This window comes from Quyinboa sediminis (genome assembly GCF_042219855.1).
Lineage (GTDB): Bacteria > Bacteroidota > Bacteroidia > Bacteroidales > UBA5342 > JBHJHP01.
On record NZ_JBHJHP010000001.1, the window covers coordinates 652,906 to 670,433 of the forward strand.

11 protein-coding genes are annotated in these 17,528 nt (G+C 40.8%); 10 read left to right on the forward strand and 1 reads right to left on the reverse strand.

The features are described 5' to 3' along the window. The first annotated feature begins 23 nt into the window (after positions 1-23). From ACE1EF_RS02700 to ACE1EF_RS02740, 9 genes are all read left to right on the forward strand, one after another. Positions 24-4,541, forward strand: a complete 4,518-nt coding sequence (locus ACE1EF_RS02700; protein ID WP_375719070.1) for a rhamnogalacturonan lyase family protein — start codon at positions 24-26, stop codon at positions 4,539-4,541. 128 nt (positions 4,542-4,669) lie between these two features. Beyond that, positions 4,670-6,769, forward strand: coding sequence for a tetratricopeptide repeat protein (locus ACE1EF_RS02705; RefSeq protein ID WP_375719071.1), 2,100 nt, complete (start codon positions 4,670-4,672; stop codon positions 6,767-6,769). A gap of 30 nt (positions 6,770-6,799) precedes the next feature. Beyond that, the gene (locus ACE1EF_RS02710) at positions 6,800-7,729 is read left to right on the forward strand and encodes a DUF368 domain-containing protein (RefSeq protein ID WP_375719072.1); all 930 of its coding nucleotides are present in this window, start codon (positions 6,800-6,802) and stop codon (positions 7,727-7,729) included. A 64-nt stretch (positions 7,730-7,793) separates the two neighbouring features. After that, positions 7,794-8,546, forward strand: a complete 753-nt coding sequence (locus ACE1EF_RS02715; protein WP_375719073.1) for a shikimate dehydrogenase family protein — start codon at positions 7,794-7,796, stop codon at positions 8,544-8,546. Between the two features lie 63 nt (positions 8,547-8,609). Further along, positions 8,610-9,284, forward strand: coding sequence for an ABC transporter ATP-binding protein (locus ACE1EF_RS02720; RefSeq protein WP_375719074.1), 675 nt, complete (start codon positions 8,610-8,612; stop codon positions 9,282-9,284). Between the two features lies 1 nt (position 9,285). Next, on the forward strand, positions 9,286-12,483 hold the full coding sequence (locus ACE1EF_RS02725; RefSeq protein WP_375719075.1) for an FtsX-like permease family protein: 3,198 nt from the start codon (positions 9,286-9,288) through the stop codon (positions 12,481-12,483). 210 nt (positions 12,484-12,693) lie between these two features. Continuing rightward, complete coding sequence (locus ACE1EF_RS02730) at positions 12,694-15,126, forward strand: LysM peptidoglycan-binding domain-containing protein (RefSeq protein ID WP_375719076.1); 2,433 nt, start codon at positions 12,694-12,696, stop codon at positions 15,124-15,126. A gap of 2 nt (positions 15,127-15,128) precedes the next feature. After that, on the forward strand, positions 15,129-15,473 hold the full coding sequence (locus tag ACE1EF_RS02735; RefSeq protein WP_375719077.1) for a phenylpyruvate tautomerase MIF-related protein: 345 nt from the start codon (positions 15,129-15,131) through the stop codon (positions 15,471-15,473). Beyond that, a complete protein-coding gene (locus ACE1EF_RS02740; protein WP_375719078.1) occupies positions 15,473-16,162 on the forward strand; it encodes a DUF5715 family protein in 690 nt (229 codons plus the stop codon). The genes ACE1EF_RS02735 and ACE1EF_RS02740 overlap by 1 nt, the downstream gene beginning before the upstream one ends. A gap of 1 nt (position 16,163) precedes the next feature. Here ACE1EF_RS02740 and pdxH read toward each other — a convergent pair whose 3' ends face one another. Next, positions 16,164-16,805 carry a pyridoxamine 5'-phosphate oxidase gene (gene pdxH, locus ACE1EF_RS02745; RefSeq protein WP_375719079.1) on the reverse strand — a complete coding sequence of 214 codons (642 nt, stop codon included), beginning with the start codon at positions 16,803-16,805 and terminating at the stop codon, positions 16,164-16,166. A gap of 113 nt (positions 16,806-16,918) precedes the next feature. Here pdxH and ACE1EF_RS02750 point away from each other — a divergent pair, with 113 nt between their 5' ends. Further along, the gene (locus tag ACE1EF_RS02750; protein WP_375719080.1) at positions 16,919-17,524 is read left to right on the forward strand and encodes a thioredoxin family protein; all 606 of its coding nucleotides are present in this window, start codon (positions 16,919-16,921) and stop codon (positions 17,522-17,524) included. Positions 17,525-17,528 lie beyond the last annotated feature (4 nt).

Sequence of the window (17,528 nt, forward strand, 5' to 3'; positions counted from 1 at the left end):
ATAATAATCAATTTTACCACAACATGTTAAATTTTACAAGAAGGGTTAAGGTAGCATTCCTGATAACGATATCTGTATTGCTTGCAGGGCAGGTCTTTTCTCAAAGAAAAATGGAAAACCTGAAGCATGGAATAGTCGCTGTAAAGACAAATTCCGGAGTTTTTATTAGCTGGAGAGTTCTGGCAAACGAAATGAAAGATGTTGCCTACAATCTTTACAAAGATGGGGTGTTGCTGAATACAGAACCGGTATCTGATGTAAGTAATTATCTTGATGCTTCGGGAACAACAAGCAATGTTTATGAGGTTAGACCCGTCGTTAAAGGCGTGGAACAAACCACCGGTGAATCGGCATCGGTATGGGCAACAAACTACAAGGATATCCCGGTAAGAAAAATAAACGGTGGATATGGAACGTATGAACTGAATGATGCATCTGTTGGTGATCTGGATGGCGATGGTGAGTATGAGATTGTGGTCAAACGGTTAGCCCTGAACATGGATATTTCATCTACCGATTATCATTACCTGGAAGCCTATAAAATGGATGGTACTTTTTTATGGGCGGTAAATATGGGCCCGAATATTTATAATGCAGTTGAATTTAATTTTCTGGTTTGGGACCTGGATGGTGATGGTAAGGCAGAAGTAGCCCTCAGAACTTCAGAAGGATTTATTGATGGTGTTGGTAATCAGATGGGTGATGTGGATGGTGATGGCAAAACAAATTATCGTTATTCCATTTCCTCTGTCGGCTATCGCATGGAAGGTCCTGATTACCTTTCTGTACTGGACGGAGAGACAGGAGAGGAGCTGGCAAGAGCAGAATATATTTATCGTGGTCCGATAACAGACTGGGGCAAAGATGACGGAGGGCACAGATCCACCAAATGCATGTTCACTGTAGCTTACCAGGATGGTAAAACACCAAGCATTGTTATCAGCCGTGGTATATATGAGCGTATCGCCATGGCATCGTGGAAATTCAGCAATGGAGCTCTGACTCAAAACTGGTACTTTGACTCAAACAGTCATCCTGATTATGCAGGTCAGGGCTATCATAACCTGACACAGGGTGATGTGGATGATGATGGCAAAGATGAAGTTATGTACGGTTCCATGTGTATGGATGATAACGGTCAGGGCTTATACTCAACAAAACTGGGCCATGGAGATGCACAACACTTAAGTGATATTAATCCGTACAGAAAAGGGCTCGAGTTTTTTGGTTGCCTTGAAAACTATACCGGTGGTGACTACAGAGATGCCGGCACCGGAGAAATCTTATTTTACAAAAGCATTGGCCGTGATATGGGACGTGCCGGATGTGCAGACATTACACCTGATTATCCGGGAATGGAAATGTGGGGGCCATCAGGTTTCCCGTTTTTAAGCTCCACGGGTAATGCCATCACAAATTTATCACCTCCCGGATCGATGAACTTTTTCATTTGGTGGGATGGTGATTTGTCCAGGGAAATGCTGGATCATGCCTGGTACGACAATTACGGTATTGGAACGATAACAAAGTATAACAATGGAGCCAATACCCAACTCCTGAGAGCGGACGGTACAAGATCGGACAACTGGACCAAGGGCAATCCGGCATTAAGCGCCGATATTCTTGGTGACTGGCGGGAAGAAGCGATCTGGAGAACGGCAGATAATTCAGCCCTGAGGATTTATACAACTACCTACCCTACATCGGTTAAGATATATACATTGATGAATGACCCGCAATACCGTGCAGCTATTGGATGGCAGCCAAATTCATATAACCAGCCGCCACATCCTGGGTTTTTTATAGGAAACGATATGGACTCGGTTCCACCTGCACCGATTATGCTGCCGGGCCAGAAAGTATGGAAAAGCGGTACATGGGATGGCGGAATCACAAGTGCGTGGGATTACAATGCCTCAGCGGTAAGTTTTGCAGATGGTGACAGTGTATTGTTTGATATTTCAGGAAATCATACCTCTGCTGTGCTTATCGAAGGTAATGTTGCACCTTCGGATATTCGCGTGATTTCACCGGATGATTATCTGTTTAACGGAACCGGAGATATTACAGGCAATGCCGATTTGACAAAAGCCGGCAGAAGCACCTTAACGGTGAATACAAAAAATACATACAGCGGAATCACCCGTGTATGGGATGGAGCACTGATGGTAAACGGTTCTCTTGAAAATAGTCAGGTTCTGGTTAAAAGGTTTGCGACAGCTGGCGGAAATGGCGTATACAATAAAGGTATAAAGCTGGAAGCCTATACAAATCTTGTGGTAAGCGACGCCAAAGGAACAACGGATACACTGTTTATCAACCAGGGAATTCATATTGCGAAAGAGACCACTTTATTCTGGGATTTAACTGATGATGTTGACGGCATTACGAAGACCAATGATATTCTCGTTGTGGACGGAGATATGACATTCAGCTCAACAACTTTTGACATTAATCGTCTGGATGGAAAACTTTCTGCCGGTTCATATGTGCTGGCAACAGTAACAGGGGTTTTAAACGGAGACCTCGAAAATGTTACCATTACCGGAATTCCGGGTGTACCTCATAGCCTGAGTTTCGAAAATAATAAACTGCTTCTGACGGTAGATGCAACCCGGGCTCCGGGCAAAGTGGAATGGACCGGTGAGGTAGACAACGACTGGGATGTGTTCAATAAGATGAACTGGTCGAATAACGGTGAAGCAGATTACTTTATCGGAGAGGATTCCGTTGTGATAAACGATAATGCAATTAGCCGTTCTATCAGTATAAAAGGTGATTATGCCGTCAGCGATCTGACCATTGATATTGCTACTCCGTTTGTGTTGTCCGGAGACGGCTCAGTGACCGGAGATGCCGGTTTAACGAAGCGTGGATCAGGTCTTATAACTATTCTGACAGATAACAGCTATACCGGACCTACAAAAATAGAAGGCGGGAAAATACGGGTAATGGACATTACCAATTCCGGATATGCAAGTCCGGTTGGTGCTTCATCTGATGCGGCTTCAAATCTGCAGTTAAACGGTGGTGCACTTGAAATTCTGGGATCAGGAGAAATGACAACGGACCGTAATGTTCTGCTTGGTGCTGACAACGGCGAACTCTCCATATTAAACGGCACAGTTACATTTGGAGGCTATTTTACGGGTGCCGGAAATCTGATTAAAAGTGGTAATGGAACATTAATTCTGAAAACAAGAAATTATCATAATGCAACAATTATTGAAAAAGGAACCATACGTCTGACCGAAGACGCGGCAAATATTGATGGACTGGGGGATACGCTGATCCTGAGAAACGGAGGGGTTCTGGCAATGAATGATAATTCGTATACCTATACCGATGGATGTGCCTGGAACATCCTGGTTGAAGAAGGACAAACCGGTTCACTGAGACTCGACAGCCGCAGTTCCTTAACTGGAAAACTCCTTGGGTCAGGTACTTTAAATCTCTATTCCCCATGGGTAAGAAATGATCTGAACGGAAACTGGTCAGGCTTTACCGGTACTATTAACATTACCACTGATGGAGACGGTGGGGACTTTAGAATTAATAATACCTATGGTTATGGCAGCGCAGATGTTAATCTTAACGGTCAGCTGTATACATATAACCTGAAAGGCGGAACCACCCGATTCGGTACGCTGAGTGGGACGGCTGCATCAACGCTAAGCAATAATACCTGGAGTGTTGGTCATAACGATGGTGATGCTGTGTTCAATGGTTTGATCACAGGATCATCTGTTATTTATAAATATGGCAAAGGAAAATGGACGCTTACAAATGCCAACGACTATACCGGAAGTACCTATGTAAACGGCGGGGCACTGATTGTTTCAAACACCAGTGGTAGTGCTACCGGATCAGGTGCTGTAACGGTTAACAACGGAGCATTACTTTCCGGAACGGGTTCTGTCAGGGGATCGGTTACGGTTAATGCCGGAGGCTATTTGCAAGCCGGTTCCGGATCATCCGGCACATCGTTTACGGTAAATAACTTTGTCAGATTTCAACCCAACTCATATTTTGCAGTAGCTGTAAATAATACCACCAATAACCCTGATAAACTTGTTGCTTCATCTGTGGTATATCTTGGTGGTACACTGTATGTAACAAATAAAGGTAATGCATACAAAGCCGGAGATAGTTTTAAAATAATTGAATCAACGGCAAATACGGGTGATTTTGACGCTGTGATTCCGTCAACTCCGGGAACCGGATTGGCCTGGGATCTATCTAAAATGCGTTCAGATGGTATCCTTATGGTTACTGTAAGCAATGCTTTGGATGAAACAACGTCCGGTTCGTTCAAAGTTTATCCGAATCCGGGAAATGGTTTATTTACCATTGAAACCGGAAGCGGTGATAAAATATCGCATATTCAGGTCACTGACTTAAAAGGAAGAATGGTTTATGACGGTTTGGCTGATGGACAATTCAAACAATCCATCAACCTTCAGCACCTTTTTACAGGCATATATATGCTTAAGGTTGAAACCGGAGACAAAGTATACAATAAGCGAATAGTCATTCAGTAGACTGTTTAAACATAGCAAAAAATACCCGCCTGAAATGGTGGGTATTTTTGTATACGCCTGAAAAAGCTTCAATTAACACTATTTAATTAGCAACTCATAAAAAATCTTTTATTTTTGCTCTGGTTTAAATGATGAATAGAATAAAGAAGATATTACTTGTGCTGTTGTTGGGTTTTGTTTTACCAGCCCAGGCCCAGTTGAACACAGAAAGGATAATGACCATCGGACGAAATGCACTCTATTTTGAAGATTATGTCCTTTCTATTCAGTATTTTAACCAGGTTATTATGGCAAAGCCTTATTTGGCTGAACCTTACTTTTACCGTGCTGTGGGGAAGTTTTATCTTGATGATTACATGGGAGCCAAGCAGGACTGTGACAAGGCTCTTGAGAATAACCCGTTTTTAATTGATGCCTATAACGTCAGGGGAATTTGCTATCAATGGCTTGGAGAATATGATAAAGCCAATGCAGATTTTACGACGGGCCTGAAATATGATCCTTACAATACATCCCTGATTATGAATAAAGGGGTAAGTAAAATGGCGCTGCAGGATTATAAAGGTGCAATAGAAGATTACTCGCAGGCGATAAAGCTAAAATCAGGTTTTGCCAGGGCTTACCTCAACAGGGGAGAAGCCTATCTTGAAACGGCAGATACAGCAAAAGCAATTCCGGATTTTGATAAAGCGATTGAATTAAACCCTTATAATCCGGCAGGCTATGCCTATCGTGGTCATGTTGACTTTGAGCAGAAGAAGTACAGGGAAGCAGAGGATAATTTCGATATGGCAGTCCGTTTAACACCGGATGAACCCTTCTTTTATATGAATCGTGGTATTGCCCGGTATTTCCAGAAAGATTATATGGATGCGCTGGATGATTTTGATAAGGCTATTTCCCTTGACCCAAACAATTCAGTGGCCTACTTTAACCGGGGTCTCATCAGAGCTGAGATCATGGATAATAACAGGGCAGTGGAAGATTTTACTATGGTGCTGAATATTGAACCGGACAATTATATTGCCTTATTCAATCGTGGTTTAATTCATAATCAGCTTGGAAATGCGTTTAATGCCATAGATGATTTTAACCGGGTCATTAATAAGTATCCTGAATTTGCACCGGCTTATTATGCACGTGCCAAAGCACGCCAGATGCTGGGTGATCAGAATGGGATGCAACAGGATATCAATATGGCTTACGGTATAGAAGAAAAGGCCAGTGAGAAACGTAAAAACAGTAAGAAAGAGCTGAAGGATGTCAGTCTGGCTCAAAAAGATGATACCCCTGATAAAAGGGATGAAAAGGATACTGACATACAGAATTTTAAGAAAATCGTAATCTTTGATGAGAGCAGTGAAAATGAAAAAAACAAGTTTTCAAGCAACATCCGCGGCCAGATTCAAAACAGAAACATCGTTATCGACCTGGAAAAAGAATTTGTGCTCTCACTTTATCCTGATGATCCAAAACTTGAAACCCGGCAGAATTATTATGCTTCGTTGCTTGAACGGTTCAACCGGAATTCAGGTATTAACAAAACCATATATCTCACCAACGATAATCAGACCCTGACAGAGAAACAGGTGGATGAGCATTTTCAGACCATTGAAACCATTTCGCAACGCATTGATATGTACCCTAACAGTGCTATTAGCTATATGGAGCGTGCACTGAACTATGATATGGTCAAGGATTTCAGTTCTGCCATTAAAGATCTGAATAAGGTAATAGAAATGAAAAACGACTGGGCGATTGCCTATTTTTACCGCGCCGTTCTGCGTTTTAAAACGGTTGAATTTGTCCTGTCCATTGAAGACGAGGTAGCACCGGATCCCAGCATTAAAACTACAAATAACGGTCGCCAGCTGATGACAGGCGGTCAGGGCACTGCTGATTTTAAGACTGAAAAGAAAATACTGGATTATGACCTTATTTTAAATGACTATAATAAGGTGCTGGAACTGGAACCAAATTTTGCATTTGCCTGGTATAACAGAGGCAATGTACACACCATACTTAAAGATTACAAGGTGGCATTAAACGATTATACCGAGGCGATCCGGCTTGAACCGGAACTTGCTGAAGCCTATTTCAACCGTGGTCTTACAAATATTTACCTGGGCAACCTGGAGCAGGGGAACAAAGATTTGAGTAAGGCCGGAGAACTGGGACTTTATAAAGCTTACAATGTTTTAAAACGGTACGGTCTTCAAAACCGTTAACAGATAATAACCTGATGATTAATACACTTTATGAAAACGTATATTTCTTTATTTTTTAAAGGTCTTGGAATGGGTGCAGCCAATGTGATACCCGGTGTTTCAGGTGGAACGATAGCGCTTATTACAGGTATTTTTGAACGGCTGATTAATGCAATAAAGTCTTTTAATCTGAAAGCATTGAGGCTTTTAATGAAAGGTAAATTCAGGGAACTGATTCAACATACAGATCTCTACTTTTTAATTGCTGTTCTGGCCGGTGTTGCTATAAGTATTCTGTCGCTGGCTCACCTCCTTGATTTTCTGTTTAAGAACTATCCGGTTTACATATGGTCGTTTTTCTTTGGCCTAATCCTGGCTTCAGTTTATTTTGTGGGCAGAACGATTAATAAATGGAATTTTCCTGTTATTTCCGCTTTTCTGGTTGGAACCGGCATTGCCATAGCTATTTCTGTACTGACTCCGGCCTCGGAAGATGCAGGAGTCCTGTATTTGTTTGTTTGTGGTATTGTAGCAGCATGCAGCATGATCCTGCCTGGCTTATCCGGTTCTTTTGTGCTGATACTGATGGGAAACTATCAGCTGGTTATGATCGATGCTGTTAATAATCTTAATATCAAGGTCTTGCTGCCGGTTATAGCCGGTGCAGGTGTTGGCTTACTTGGATTTTCCTATGTTTTGTCCTGGGTTTTCCAGCGGTTCAGAAACCAGACCATTGCGGTATTAACCGGTTTCATTCTGGGCTCTCTTGGGATTCTGTGGCCATGGAAGAATGAGATTTTCCGAACAGATGCATCCGGTGAACTGATACTGAAAAGCAGTGGCGAAAAAATTGTGGAAGGATATAACTGGTTCATTCCGCATGCTTTTAACCAGGAAGTTATTCTGGCCATAACATTTGCATTGACAGGTATTGTTGTGATCTGGTTGCTGGAGAAACTGGCAGCACAGAAAGAAAATTGAACTTAGAACTGAGATATACCGGATGATAAGATCCGGTTTTAAAGAACTTATTTATTAAAAAAAGATGAAAACATTTGGCTTATTGGGATATCCGCTTGGACACTCATTTTCAAAAAAATATTTCACTGAAAAATTCGAACGTGAAGAACTGAACGATCATGAATATGTAAATTTTGAACTGGATTCTATCGACCGTTTTCCTGAAATTCTGGATTATAAAAATGAGGTATATGGTCTGAATTGTACCATACCCTACAAACAGCAGGTTATGCAGTATCTGGATGATATTGATGACGAGGCTTTTGAAGTTGGTGCGGTCAATACCATAAAATTTGTACGGGAAGAAAGTGGACGGATAGAGCTCATCGGTTACAATACCGATATTATCGGTTTTGAAAATTCTCTAATCCCCATGCTGACGGAAAAACACCGAAAGGCTCTTATTCTTGGCACCGGAGGTGCATCAAAGGCTGTTAAACACGTGCTTAAGAAAAACAACATAGATTTTGTTTCAGCTTCTATTGAAGAGCTCGGGGAAAACGAAATCAGTTATGATGCTATTGATGAAGCCATGATAAAAGACCGTCTGATTATCATCAATGCCACACCATTGGGCACTTTCCCAAAAGTTGAAGCCTGTCCGGACATTCCTTATGATGCTCTTACGCCGGATCATGTGCTGTTTGATCTGGTTTATAATCCGGAAATTACCACATTTATGAGCAAGGGAATTGAAAAAGGTGCCAGTGTTAAAAACGGCCTGGAAATGCTCCACGGACAAGCGGAGGCAGCGTGGAAAATATGGAATGAAGATTAGAAACCGGTGGTTTGTAAAGCCGTTATTTTTACTTACCTTAGAGGGTTTTAGAAATCACAGGAAATGTTAAAACTCGATAAAATTCAGAAAGGTTTTGGGACCCCCGGCGCACATGATTATCATCAGGTTCTGAACGATTTATCATTACAGGTTGAAAAAGGTGAGGCCATAGCGGTAACAGGACCTTCAGGCAGTGGAAAATCAACGCTGCTTAATATTATTGGATCACTTGACAGACCGGATAAAGGAACTGTTGTTTTTAATGACCGGAACCTTGAAAATTTCTCAAAGGACCAGCTACAGATGTTCAGAAACTCGAATATAGGTTTCGTTTTTCAGCTGCATCATCTTTTTCCACAATGTACCTTGTTTGAAAATGTAATGATTCCAACCTTACCCTTAAAGGATAAATCCGGTTCAGCAGAGAGGGCTGAAAAGCTTATCCGGGAGATGGGTTTATGGGACAGAAGAAATGATAAACCCGCTACACTTTCCGGTGGCGAGTGCCAGAGAACGGCCGTTATAAGAGCGCTGATAAATAATCCATCACTGATCCTGGCAGATGAACCAACCGGAGCACTGGACGAAGAAAATGCTGCAGCTCTCATAGATCTTTTACTTGAAATAAATAAAACAACCGGCACAACACTTATTGTCGTCACCCACTCATTGGAATTAGCCGGGAGGATGCAAAAAGTGTACAGGCTGACAAAAGGTAAACTGGAACAGAAGAAATAAAATGACAACGCTTAAACTTGCCATAAAAAGTTTCAGATACTATTTCAGGTCACATCTGTCTCTCATGTCAGGTGTTATCATTAGCACAATGGTTATTACAGGAGCACTCATTGTAGGTGATTCTGTAAAGTACAGTCTGGAAAATATTGCCATGATCCGACTTGGCCATACCACGCAGACACTGACATCGGTTGACCGCTATTTTTCGACTGAACTGGTTGAAGAGTTAAATGGTGTTCCTGTGCTGAGGTTGGATGGTTCGGCGGTATCAGATGGAGGTAAATTCCGTCTGAATAAAGTTCAGGTTCTGGGCATAGATAGTAGTTTCAGTCGTATTTCAGATGCAGGAATATACAAGACCTTATCCGGATTGAATGTGGCCATAGGTTTTAATACGGCTGAACGGTTAAATCTAAAACCAGGTGATGGCTTTTTACTACGGTTGGATAAAGCATCGCCTGTACCGCGTAATGCTCCGTTTGTAGCTGAAGAGGGACAACTGATTGCGTTAAGGGTTAACGTTGCCCGTATCTTATCTAAAGAAGAGACAGGTGCTTTTAATCTGCGTAACTCACAAACTGCCCCTTACAATGTTTTTGTGAATCTGTCTGAGCTGCAAAAACAAAATGATTTAAAAGAAAGGGTGAATGTGGCCTTGTTTACTGACAGTAAACTCTCCGGGGAGGATATAAAAGGAAAGATTACGCTTAGAGATGCCGGTTTACGTATTGGTAAATCGCATGAAGAAGGAATCTACAGGATGACCTCAGACCGTATATTTATTGAAGAGAAGATTGCAGATGCTTTTCCGAATGCAAACCGGAGTCTGACTTATTTTGTAAATGCCATCTCTGCGGGTCATAAATCAACACCGTATTCTTTTGTGGGTTCTATGAGCAATTTAACACTCAGAGATGATGAAATAGATGTAAACCGATGGCTGGCTGATGATCTGAACCTTAAACCGGGAGATACACTGACCATAAAATACTTTGTGGTAGGGCCGTTAAGAGATCTTTCAACTGATTCTGCAACTCTGGTGGTAAGACAGATTCATGCAATGGATGGCCTTTATGCCGATCCAGCTTTAATGCCGGATATTCCGGGCTTATCCGACGTAGGGAATTGTAGTGACTGGGAGACAGGCGTTCCTGTTAATCTGGATGCCATAAGGGATAAGGATGAAGATTACTGGGATGAATATAAAGGTGCTCCAAAAGCTTTTATCAGTTACAATACGGCGGTAAAATTGTGGAGCAACAGGTTTGGTATTGCTACGGCACTGTATCTTAATGAACCGAAAACCGCTATTGCAAAACAGTTTACACAGCATATTGATGCTGCGGACCTTGGGCTGATTGTAACCCCCGTAAAGCAAAATGCACTTTTCGCTGCAAGAAACGGAGTCGATTTCGGACAGTTATTTATTGGCTTAAGCTTTTTTATTCTGCTTTCCGGTTTTATTCTGGTTATTTTGCTTGTTTCGTTTCATCTCAGCAAACGGGAAGAACAAATCGGTACTCTTTCGGCAATGGGTATTCCACCCGGACAGATTAAGTATCTGCTGGTACTTGAAACAGGCATTACTCTCATACTGGGTGTTTTGGCTGGCCTGCTGTTTTCAGTAGGATACAACAGGATGATTTTCGTGGCTTTAAACAGGGTATGGAATGATATTGTAAGGACTGAAATGCTTGTTGCGCATATCGATGCTGCCACCCTTCTGGTGGGAGCACTGGTTTCGCTGTTTACAATCATGTTAACCATATATTTTACGTTTTTACGCACCTTTAAGAAAAATATAACGCAACAACAGCGCGCCATTAAAAAGACAGGCCAACACCTTAACACAGTATTTATTTTCACCGGCTGGATTCTTTCAGCCGGAACCATTATTCTGATTGTGATACTGATAATTTCAGGTCATACATCAGATACAGGACTCTGGTTCTCCCTGGGAGGTGCATTAATGGCAGGCGTTATTCTACTATTCCGTTCATGGCTTATTAAAATGGAAAACAGCAATCTCGTTCTTCGTTCTTACTTTCGGCTCAGCTTGAAAAATATGACACAAAACAGAGGGCGGAGCATGTCGGTCATCATACTTTTTACCCTGGGAACCTTTATTGTTGTTTCAACCGGTCTGAACCGGAAAGATATGTCTGCCAGTGCAGATGCCAGAAACAGTGGAACCGGCGGCAGTCTTTTTTTTACTGAAACAACAATTCCTGTTCTGAAAAATCTTAATTCTTCCGCAGTGCAGCACGAGGAAGGATTTACAACACCTGCATCATTTATTCAGTTCAGAAAAGCAGAAGGTGATGATGCCAGCTGTCTGAACCTGAACCGAATTACAAATCCCGCCATTCTGGGAGTAGAGCCGGATAAACTGGACGGACGTTTTACCTTTGTGACGAAAGACCCCTTGTTGGATCAAACCAATCCATGGCGTTCATTAAATAAGGATTTAGGTGATGATATTGTACCAGCCATAGCCGATCAGACCGTTATTCTGTGGGGTCTTGGGAAAGAGATTGGTGATACACTGGAATACCAGACTGCCACAGGTGACAGACTGAAATTAAAACTTATTGGAGGATTGGCCAATTCAGTGTTTCAGGGTTACGTAATAATCAGTAATCAGAACTTTTTAAAATATTTCCCATCGTCTTCCGGTTCAAATATTATGCTGGTGAACGGAGAAAAAGAGCAGGCCGCCGGAATAAAAGCGGAACTGGAACAAAACTTCCGGGACTATGGTATTGAATTAATTTCATCCACGGATAAACTGAATCAATTCTATTCCATAGAAAATACCTATCTGGCTATATTTCTTATACTCGGCGTTTTGGGACTGATTCTTGGCATTATCGGCTTAGGCATTATTCTGGCGAGAAGCGTATTTGAACGTAAAAAAGAAATATCGCTGCTGCAAAGTCTTGGGTTTAAATCAGTACGAATAAGCAGTATGTTGGCTGTTGAATATCTTATTTTGCTTTTTGCAGGATTGATAACAGGAATTGTCACAGCTACAGTGGCAACCCTGCCAAGTTTAATTTCTGCGGGAACGCAGGTATCATTCCGTACAGTATTTATTGTTTTAAGTGTTCTGGTATTGTGTGGTCTTATCATAATACTGACTGCAGCAGGTGTACAGGTTCGTAAAAAAGATATCCTTGCAGGATTGCGCTATGAATAGTTATTTTAATAAATATTGAATGAATAGCGTAGCTCCGGAAATTATTGAAATACAGAGGATACAGACCAATATAAGCTTTATTGCCTTGTTTTTCATGCTGCCTGTTTAAGTTCAAAAAACAAATGAGAGACAAATCCGGTTCATATTTGAGAATATTTGAATGGACATGTTTGCACTAAATTTTATTACTTTTGCGTTAATTCAGAAAATATGAGGAAACTTATTATCATATACATACTCACATCTGTTTTTGCAGCTGCATCAGTAGCACAGGTTAACCCCGGAGCTGAAAAAATTACCAGCAATAAAATCATAGAAAACGGAAAGGAGTTTTACCTGTACAAGGTAAAGGAGAGAGAAGGTTTTTATACGCTGGAACGAAAATTTGGTGTATCACGCGTTGAAATAGTGGAGTACAACCCGGAAACTGCGAACGGTCTTAAACTTGGACAGATCATTAAAATTCCGGTTGTAAAAGGACGTAACAGCACCGATTCTGAACTCCGGGAATCCGGGGACTTTATTTTTCATACGGTTGAAAAAGGGCAAACCCTGTTCTTTATTTCAAGGAAATATGGCGTTACGGAAGAGGAAATTTTTAAATATAATCCTGATGCCAGAAATATTCTGATAACCGGAACCGAATTGAAAATTCCGGTTCACAGGGAAGAGAAGGAAGATACGAAGAAAAATGACGCATATATATATCATGTTGTAGAACCGGGAGAAACACTCTTTTCCATTGCCCGAACGTATAATAAACCGGTAAAGAGTGTTTTGGAGGCCAATCCTGGATTGGAATCCAGCGATATTCCGGTAGGAAGTGAAGTCAGAGTACCAAAAAAAGTAGTTGAAATCAAACCGCCTGTAACAGTAGCGGACGAGAATACACAAAAAGATTCAACCGTTTACATATTTGAAGACAGCACTTATTTTTATCATAAAATAAAACCCAAAGAAACATTTTACTCCATTATCAGTCAGTATAATGTTGATCGTGATGCAGTAATGGCAACCAATAATATAAAGGACCCTGAAAACCTGAAGATTGGTTATATCATTAAAATTCCCAAGGTTGCCATCCGTAAAATTTCTACAGAACAAAAGAAATTACAGGACAAGGATCATTTGGTTTACAAGGTTAAGGAACGCAGGGAATCTTTGGAAGATATTGCTGACAAGTTCTCAGTTACAGTGGATCAGCTTAAAGCTGCCAATGATAATATTCCGATATGGGGCAGATACAGACGGGGTGATCTTGTCAGGATCCCGGTTGAACAAAAATACGAAACACCATTGTCCGTCGTAAGCTCGGGGAAGCGTAAACCGGAAAGAAATCTCCAGTACGAAAGGGATAGTGTACTGCTTGCTGAAGCTTTTATTGCCGGATGTGATACACAGTACTACGATGAACCGGTTAATGTTGCGGTGCTTTGGCCATTCTTTCTTGAAGCCAACGATACCTTTAATGTAGTAAAGGAAGTATCGGAAGATGGTGACACACTTATCCGGATTAAAGATCCCCTTGAAGTTTATCCGGCAACCGATAAAAACGGATTCAGGGAATTCTATGAGGGTATGCTTATAGCTGTGGATTCCCTGAAAAGAAAAGGACAGAATATTAACCTTTACACCTACGATACAGGTAATGATACCAATGTGGTGAAAAATATTCTGGCCAAACCAGAACTGAAATACATGGATTTGATCATAGGTCCGGTTTATACCAATAATGTCAGACTGGTATCCGGATTTTGTAAAGCAAATGAAATTAAACTTGTTATACCGTATAATCCATCCGATGAACTAACCATCAATAATCCCTATGTTTACCAGGTCAATCCGTTTCTCTCTGCCTTATTTGAACCTACCGTAAACTATATTGTAGATAAGTTCAAGGGCAGTAACATTATTGTGGCCTATACGGGTGATAAAACTGAAAGCAACCGCATCTTTGTAAATATGCTGAAACGGCAGTTATTCAGGGTAGGTCTTGACCATTATCAACCGGTATCATTCAAAGAGGTGGATGTGAAAAAAGACGGATTTCAGGGACTCGAAAAGCTAATTGATCCCGGCAAACATAACCTGGTTGTCCTGCCTCCTGAAGCGACCAAAAGTGAAAGGATGGAACCGCTGAGTAATGTTGTTCCAACGATAGAAAATCTGGTGTATAAACGAAATATGACAAATATTACCCTGTTTGGTTACCCTGACTTTCAAAATCTTGGCGGGACGGATCTTAAGATGATATTTAAGTCAAATACGATATTATACGCACCGTTTTATGTCAATTTTGATGATCCTGATACAAAAGCTGTCATTAGCTTATTCAGGGATAAGTTTTATACTGATCCAACAGCTTACTTCCCGTATTACGGATTGCTGGGCTTTGATGTCACATATTATTTTCTGACGGCAATCCACGAATTCGGTCCGGAATTTGACCGCTGTCTTCCTTATCTGAATCTTAAGCTGACCACGTCCGGGTTTAATTTTCAACGGGTGAATAACTGGAGCGGTATGGTAAATACGAAAATCAATTTTTTGAATTATCAACGAAACTTTGATATTGTTAAACTTAATTATAAGCCTGTTGTTAAACCATTGGATTTAATTGAATTTTCAAATATAGAGAAATAGTTATGCCATATTTCAGGATCGCAACAAATACAAAAGAATTGCCGGACAGGAATACTTTTCTAAAGGAGTGCTCCGCATTTATTGCCGGTCTGCTGAACAAATCAGAAAAGTATGTCATGATAGAACTTAATACGGACAGTTCTATGATTTTCGGATCAAAAACGGATGCCCTGGCATATATTGAATTGAAGAGCATTGGACTGCCTGCTGATCAGACCAAGGATTTTTCTGAGAAAATATGTGATTTTATAACCAAACACTTTAATATTGACAGATCCCGGATTTACATTGAGTTTTCTGATGTGGAAAGGCATAAATGGGGGTGGAACGGATCAACTTTTGCATAATGTATTTTAGAACGTATAATTTTTTTATTTTTTTATTCCTGGCATCATTTTCAGTACTGTGGTCATGTAACCGTAAACCCAAAGGAAAATCTATCGATTATGTTAGTGTTTCTGTCTTGTCGCGTGATGAATTAAGGGCTTTAAAAAAGCATCCAAATGCCGATCATCTGGAAGCTGTGGAGCGCAGTCCGTTAAAACAGATCATTGAAAGTCACTCCTGGTTTGATGAAAACAAAGAGGACGTTTGTGATCGTTTCGAACTGGAAGAGGTCACCGATAATGACAGGTATATTGTTTCAGTCCTGACACATTCACTACCATATTTAACCGAACACACCGTTGATTTTCTGAATTTGCTGGGAGAAAGAATGGAAGCCAGTTATGAGGAAAATGGAATTATACCTTACAGATTTGTATTAACATCCGTTCTGAGAACAAATGAAGATCAGAAGAAGCTCAGATCGTTTAATTACAATGCCACCAAAAATGAATCAGCCCACTTTTACGGTATCACTTTCGATATATCGCAAACACGTTTTGCCAAGTGGGATTCGAGGGAATCAATTTATACATACAGATTAAGAAACCTGCTTGCCCGTGAACTGATAAAACTTCAGGAAGAAGGGGAGTGTTATGTCCTTCTGGAAAACAGGGAAAAATGCTTTCATGTTACGGTTCTCCCGGAATAATTCAGGGTGCAAGCCTGGATTTCTTCCATTTTTCACCTTTAAATTTATATAAAATACGATCGTGAAGTCTGTTTGGCCTTCCCTGCCAGAATTCTACAGAAACAGGTGCAACAATATAGCCTCCCCAGTTTACAGGGCGTTTGGGCGGATTATTTTGCATGTCTGACCTGAATCTCTCAACTTTTTCGTCGAGATAGGCTCTGGATGGTACATTTTGGCTTTGATCAGAAATAATAGCACTAATCCTGCTGTCCAATGGTCTGGAGTTAAAATATTCATCACTTTCCTGCTCAGTGGTTTTAGATGCCAGACCTTCTATTCTTACCTGCCTTTCAAGCTCAGGCCAGTAAAATGTAAGGGAAACTTTATGATTTTTTTTTATTCCTTTCCCTTTCTGACTGTTGTAGTTCGTGTAAAAACTAAAACCCTGATCAGAATACCCCTTTAAAAGAACAACCCTGGATTGAGGGAAACCGTTTTTTCCATGTGTGGATAGTACCATTGCGTTGGGTTGGGAGTTATAAGTGGCAGAAATCTGTTCAAACCAGTGATGAAACAAAACTAACGGATCATCCGGTAGATTGGCTTCCAGTAACGGATCACCGTTGTAATCGATTTGTATATCAGAAAGGTTGTGTTGCATAGTTTTATTCAAATTCTTTAACAGTTTAGAGATAAACAATCAGATGCATGCTAAGGTTTATACTATTGAGTTAATTAAATTCTAGGCTGTAATAACAATAAAAACATTGAGTTATGAGGAAAAAAGGATTGTTCATGTTAGCGTTTATGGCTGTTGCAATGATTGCATCGGCCCAGTACAGTACACTTGAAATAGGTGATAAAGCCCCATATACAACCTATAAAATGGAAAATACCAACGGTAAAATGTATTCGTTTGATGATGTGAAAAAAGAAAACGGAACCCTGGTGATCTTTTCATGTAATACCTGTCCGTTTGTTCTGGCATGGGAAAACAGGTATCCTAAAGTTGCAGAGCTTGCAAAAGAGAATAAGGTTGGAATGATACTCGTCAATTCAAACCATATGAAACGGGATGGCGATGACAGCATGGAAGCAATGAAAAAACATGCTGCTGAACATCAGTACAAATGGCCCTATGTAGTTGATGAAAACAGCAAACTTGCAAATGCTTACGGTGCCATGACAACACCACATGTCTTTTTATTTGACAAAAATGATAAGCTTGTCTACATTGGTGCCATCGATGATAATTACAAAGATGCATCTGCAGTAAAGGATTTTTATCTTAAGGATGCCCTTGTATCACTGGCAGCTGGAAAAGATATTGCGGAAAATGTTACACGTGCCACAGGTTGCAGCATCAAAAGAATGCAGTAAAGAT